Annotated in this window: 4 protein-coding genes; 3 read left to right on the top strand and 1 reads right to left on the bottom strand. The window is 72.4% G+C overall.

The annotated features are described in order from the left end of the window. The coding region (locus Q7W29_00700; GenBank protein MDO9170333.1) for a hypothetical protein at nt 1-1674 on the top strand (1674 nt) is incomplete at its 5' end. Between the two features lie 2 nt (nt 1675-1676). Here the strand turns inward: Q7W29_00700 and Q7W29_00695 are convergent. Then, complete coding sequence (locus Q7W29_00695) at nt 1677-2954, bottom strand: glycosyltransferase (GenBank protein MDO9170332.1); 1278 nt, start codon at nt 2952-2954, stop codon at nt 1677-1679. A 110-nt stretch (nt 2955-3064) separates the two neighbouring features. On the opposite strand from Q7W29_00695, the gene Q7W29_00690 reads away from it, so the two are divergent. Further along, nucleotides 3065-3985 (top strand): hypothetical protein, encoded by a 921-nt coding sequence (locus Q7W29_00690; GenBank protein ID MDO9170331.1) that lies wholly within the window; start codon nt 3065-3067, stop codon nt 3983-3985. Between the two features lie 432 nt (nt 3986-4417). Then, nucleotides 4418-5047: a T9SS type A sorting domain-containing protein gene (locus Q7W29_00685; protein MDO9170330.1), complete on the top strand. Its 630-nt coding sequence runs from the start codon at nt 4418-4420 to the stop codon at nt 5045-5047. The last annotated feature ends 153 nt before the right edge of the window (nt 5048-5200 follow it).

Below are 5200 nucleotides of genomic sequence, written 5' to 3'. Positions count from 1 at the left end.
AACGGCACCAGCATGGCCTCGCCGCAGACCGCGGGCGCGGTCGCCTGCCTGCTGAGCGCGGCGGGCCAGGAGGGCCTCGAGGTCCACTGGGGCATGCTCAAGCGCGCCCTGATCGTCGGCGCCAAGCCGTTGCCCGGTCTGGCCCTGTTCGAGCAGGGCGGCGGCCTGGTGAGCATCCAGGGCGCCTGGGACGTGCTGCGCCCGCTGGCCCTCAGCAAGTCGGCCCACCAGGTGCTCGACTGGGCCGTGTCGGTGGATTGCCCGTTCCAGTCCGACGGCAAGTCCTCGGCCGCGTACTGGCGCACGCCCGGCGGCGCACCGGTCGCTCCGGAGCGCGTGACCTTCTCGGTGAAGCCGGTCTTCCACCCCGACCTGGGCCCCGACGAGAAGGACGCCTTCTTCCGCTCCTTCACCTTCAGCAGCGAAGCGCCCTGGCTGCAGGTGATCTCCCGGAAGCGCTACGTGCGCGGCGACGTGGCTATGGAGGTCGACGTCGCCTACGACGCCCGCAAGCTGCCGGCCGAGGGCGTCGTCAGCGCGCGCGTGATCGCCACGCTCGACGGCGGCGACCTCTCCGGTCCCGCGGCCCGCGAGTTCGACCTCTGGAACACCGTCGTCGGCGGGGTCGCGGTCGGCCCGCAGGACGGTTTCGCGACGACCTTCACCGGCAAGGGCCTGCAGGCCTCGACCAACCGCCGCCACTACGTGCAGCCGCCTGCCGGCGCCACCGCCATGCGCTGCCGCCTCGAGGTCAGCCGGCAGCTCGGCGCGGTCGCGGGCGCGGGCGCCACGCTGGAGGTCTGCGACCCCGAGGGCGCCGTGCGCGGCGGCTGGGCCGGCTACGCCCGGCCCGAGAGCAGCCCCGTCGTCGACACGACGATCCTGCCGCCCGTGTTGCGCCCCGGCATTTGGGAGCTGAACGTGACGGCGGCGATCGGCAACCTGGCCGACACCGACTACCGCCTCACGGTCTCGTTCGATGGTTACGAAGCCGATCCGCCCACCCTCGCCGCCCTGGCGAGCGAAGGCACGGGCGAGCCGGCCGAGACGGAGCTCACCGTGACCCGCAGCTTCCCCGGCGTGTTCAAGGGCGCGGCGCGGGCGCAGCTCGACGGCTTCCGCCGCGAGCGCGAGGTCGAGGTCGAGAAGGACGACACCTGGACCCACGACTTCTCGCTCGACGCGACCACGCCGCGCGCCGAGTTCCACCTGACGATGGACGAAGCCACGGCCAACCTGCTGACCGACTGCGCCGTGAACATCCTGGACGCCGAGGGCACGGCCGTGTCGGCCGGCGCCTTCACCGGCCTGGAAGCCGACGCATCGGTGGCGCTGCCCGCGGGCAGCGACGGCGGCAAGTACACCCTGCAGGTGGTCGCCGCCTTCGCCCTGAAGAAGGACAGCGAGAAGTGGGGCTTCACGGCCGAGGAGCGCTACCTGTTCGCCGCCCCGTCGGCGGGCAAGGTCGAGGTCGCCGGCGGCGCGCCGCTGCGCCTGTACTGCGGCGTGCCGGCGGCGCTGTCCCTGTCCTTCGAGGGCGGCTGGCCCGCGCCGCCGCAGGACCTGCACCCCTACGGCGCCGTGCGCTTCCTGGACACGAACCTGGACGACCGGGCGCCGGGCGACCGCGAGGGGCGCCTGGTGCTGGAGATCCCGATCCGACTGGAGGACTGAGCTCAGCGGGGCGCGGGGAGGCCCGCCGCCTCGCGCAGCAGGGCTTCGAGACGATCCATGTGCGAGGCGCGCGCGTACCGTTGTTCGGCGGTGCGGCGCGCCTCGTCGCGTGAGGAGGGCGGCAGCGCGTCGGCGCGCGCCAGGGCCGCGGCCAGCGCCGCGGGATCGCCGGACCTGAACAGCACGCCGTCGACGCCGTCGCGCAGGTGTTCCGGGATGCCGCCGATGTCCGCGCCGACGACCGGCACGCCGGCCGCCAGGGATTCGAGCAGCGACAGCGGTCCGTTCTCGTACCACTCCGAAGGCAGCACCGTGAACCGCGCGCGGGCCAGCTCCGCGCGCAGGCGGTCCGGCGGCAGCGGACCCAGGAACTCGACGCGTCCGGTCGCGAGCCCGGCGGCACGGGCCCGCAGCTCCGCCTCCTGGGGACCGGACCCGGCCAGCCGCAGTTGCGGCACCGGCGGGGCGCCGGTCGCCTCGGCGCGGCGGGACCACAGCTCGTGGGCCTCCAGCAGCGTGGCCAGCCCCTTCTCCCGCGACAGCCGCCCGAAGTACAGGTAGCCGTCGCCGGGCGGCGCCGTGGCCGGCCGCCAGGCGTCGAGGTCCACGAAGTTCGGCAGGTGCGTCAGGCGGTCGGCGGGCCAGCCCCACTCGGCGAACTTGCGGGCGTAGAAGGCGCTCGGGCAGAGGAAGCGGCCGACCGTCCGCCGGTAGAGCCGGCGCGAGGTGTGGTTGGCCGTCTCGACCGCCGCCAACAGCGACGCCGCCGGCGAGTCCTTGACGCAGCGGCCCAGGACCGCCTCGTGGAAGCGGCCGCCGCGGCAGCGCTCGCAGACCTCGCCGCGGCGCAGCATGTGGATGGCCGGGCAGAGCAGGCGCAGGTCGTGCAGCGTCATGACGGCCGGGATCCCGTGGCGGCGCAGCACGGGCAGGACCGACGGGCTCAGGTGGTGGTAGGCGTTGTGCAGGTGCGCCGCGTCCGGCTTCACCTCGCGCAGCAGCGCGTCGAGCCGGCGCGACGCCTCCCGGTTCCAGATCAGCGAGGCGGCATCGCCCGCGGCGCCGCCGGTCCAGCGCGGGCGGCTGTAGTCCCGCGCCCTCACGAAGAAGCGGTCCCACGGCGAGGGCCGCGCGTGCTCGTCCTTCATCGCGAAGGGCACCACGTCCCAGCCGCGCGCGCGCAGGTCCTGCTCCTGCTGCACGAGGTAGCGCCCGACGCCGCCGGCGGGGCCCACGTCGTGGTAGAACTTGTTGATCAGCAGGAGGGTCGGGCGCGGCACGGTCACCTCGCGGGCGGCGGTTGCGGTCGACGGTTGCGGGCGATGGCGGTTCGCCGCATGATGGGTCGCTGCCGACGCTACTGTCAACGCCGAACGGATCGGGGAGCGCCATGCGGAGGGGATGCACAGCGGCGGCGCTGTTGCTGGCGGTGTGGGCCGCGGCCTGGGCGCCATCGGCGACGGCGTCTGCGCCGCGGTTCGACGCCTGCGTGACCGTCGTCGCGGATCCGGGCGTGGACCCCGGCGTGGCGCGCGACTGCCGCGAGGCGCTGGCGCGGGCCTGGCCCGCGATGGTCGCCGAAGTCTGGCCCATCGACGGCGCGCGCCCGCGTTTCGAGATCCGGCTGATGACCACCGACGGCTTCCGCGCCCTGCACCGCGACCGCATCGCCGACTGGGGCGTGGGCCTGGCGGCCGACGACCGGGCCTGGGTCGACGTCGAGCGCTCGCTCGGCGGCGGCCGCACCGCGGCCCACGTGACGCTCCACGAGGCGGTCCACTGCCTGCTGCACCAGGCGCTGCCCGGCGTGACGGGCGTGCCGGCCTGGTTCCACGAGGGCCTGGCCCAGGACCTGTCCGGGGAATGGCGCTTCCGCGACACCGTGTCGCTGATCCTCGACGGGCACGTCCCGGACCTGGCGCGTCTCGAAACCGGGTTCCCCACCGACTCGGGGCGCGCCGACCAGGCCTACCGCACCGGGCTGCTGGCCGTGCAGTCCCTGCGCGACTGGCACGGGCGCGACGTCGTGCCGCGCCTGATCGACGCCGCGCGTCGCGAGGGCGATTTCCGGGCGGCGATGCGCGTGGTCACGGGCGCCGAGCCTTCCGCCTTCCGCGAGCGTTTCGCCGGTTCGGTGCGCCTGCGCTTCGGTTGGCTGGTCGCCGCGACCCGCTGGCCGACCTTCTTCGTGCTGCTGGCGGCGGCCGCGACGGCGGGCATCGTCGCGCGCCGCCGCCGCGACCGGCGGCGCTACGCCGCCCTGGACGACCAGCCTCCGGATCACCCCGGAATCGGCTCTGAAACTCAGTAGCAGGAATGCCGTGCAGGATGCGTTATGGCCTCGAGAAGGCCGTGCAGGGACGTTCGCGGTGCGTCGGGGATGGTCCCCGCAACCGTCGCAGCTCTCGCCCGGGGCACCATGCCCCGTCATGGGGGCCGAGGAGGAAGTCCGGGAAACTTCCATTCTCACCATCTGATCATTGACAGCCGGCCTCCGATTCCTGTTAGTTGCCCGGAAGGAGTGTGACCGCCGGGACTCCCGGCAGGCAAGATGTGGCGGACAGGATGTCCCCACGCTGCCGGCACCGACCCGGTCGAATCTCCCAACCTATTGTAGAAGAGGGTGTTATCGGGCCCGACCGAGGGGTCCGGAATGGGTGGCACCGTAGTTGCTTTTGATGGAACGTCTTCGGCAACCACGGTCCGCGGCTCGGCGGCGGTCTTTCCTGGGGAGGACGGCGACTTGAATCACCGGCTGCAAGGGACGACAACCGGTCTGATTGCGCTGCCGCTCCTGCTGCTGCCGGTGCTGGTGGAGGCGCAGGTCGTGCCGGTCCCCTTCCACTGGTCCGCCCCGACCCAGGGCATGCAGGCCGTCAGCTACAACGTCTGGGTTTCCCGAGACGGAGGCGACATCCGCCTGGAAGCGACCGCCCATGACACGACTTGGACGCTCCAGGCCGACCTGGGGGTCGAATACCGGGTCCTGGTCCAGGGTGTCGACGCCCTGGAGCGCAATGGCGCCATGAGCCCGCCCTCGGACGTCGTCTTCCTGCCGGAACTGCAGCCTGAGGAGGGCGGCCCCCCGCTGAACGCCTCGTTCCGGCCGAACTATCCGAACCCCTTCAACCCCGAGACGACCATCCGCTACGGCATCCCCGAGGGCGCCCAGGGCCAGCGGATCGCCTTGGAACTCTTCGACATCCGTGGCCAGCGGGTCCGCAGCTTCGATCCGGCGGAGACCCCGGGCTGGCACACCGTGATCTGGGACGGCCGCGACGACGCTGGAACCTTGCTCTCCTCCGGGCATTACATCGTCCGGCTGGTTTGCGGCGGGAAGACCACGACCTGGAAAATGGCCATGGTTAAATAATCCCCGATCACGCCTTTTCCCGCCCCGCAAATCTGCTATCTTGAAGACCGACTGCTAACCTCAAGAAGATCGAGTCAGCCCGGCCGCTGCGAATCAACGGCGGGTGATTTTTTGTCCGTACGCCGAAGACGGGGACGACCATGAACCTGATCA

It is taken from the genome of bacterium (assembly GCA_030654305.1).
Classification (GTDB): Bacteria; Krumholzibacteriota; Krumholzibacteriia; order LZORAL124-64-63; family LZORAL124-64-63; genus PNOJ01.
Note: the sequence above shows the minus strand (reverse complement) of the source record. Positions and strands in the feature narration are given on the sequence as shown.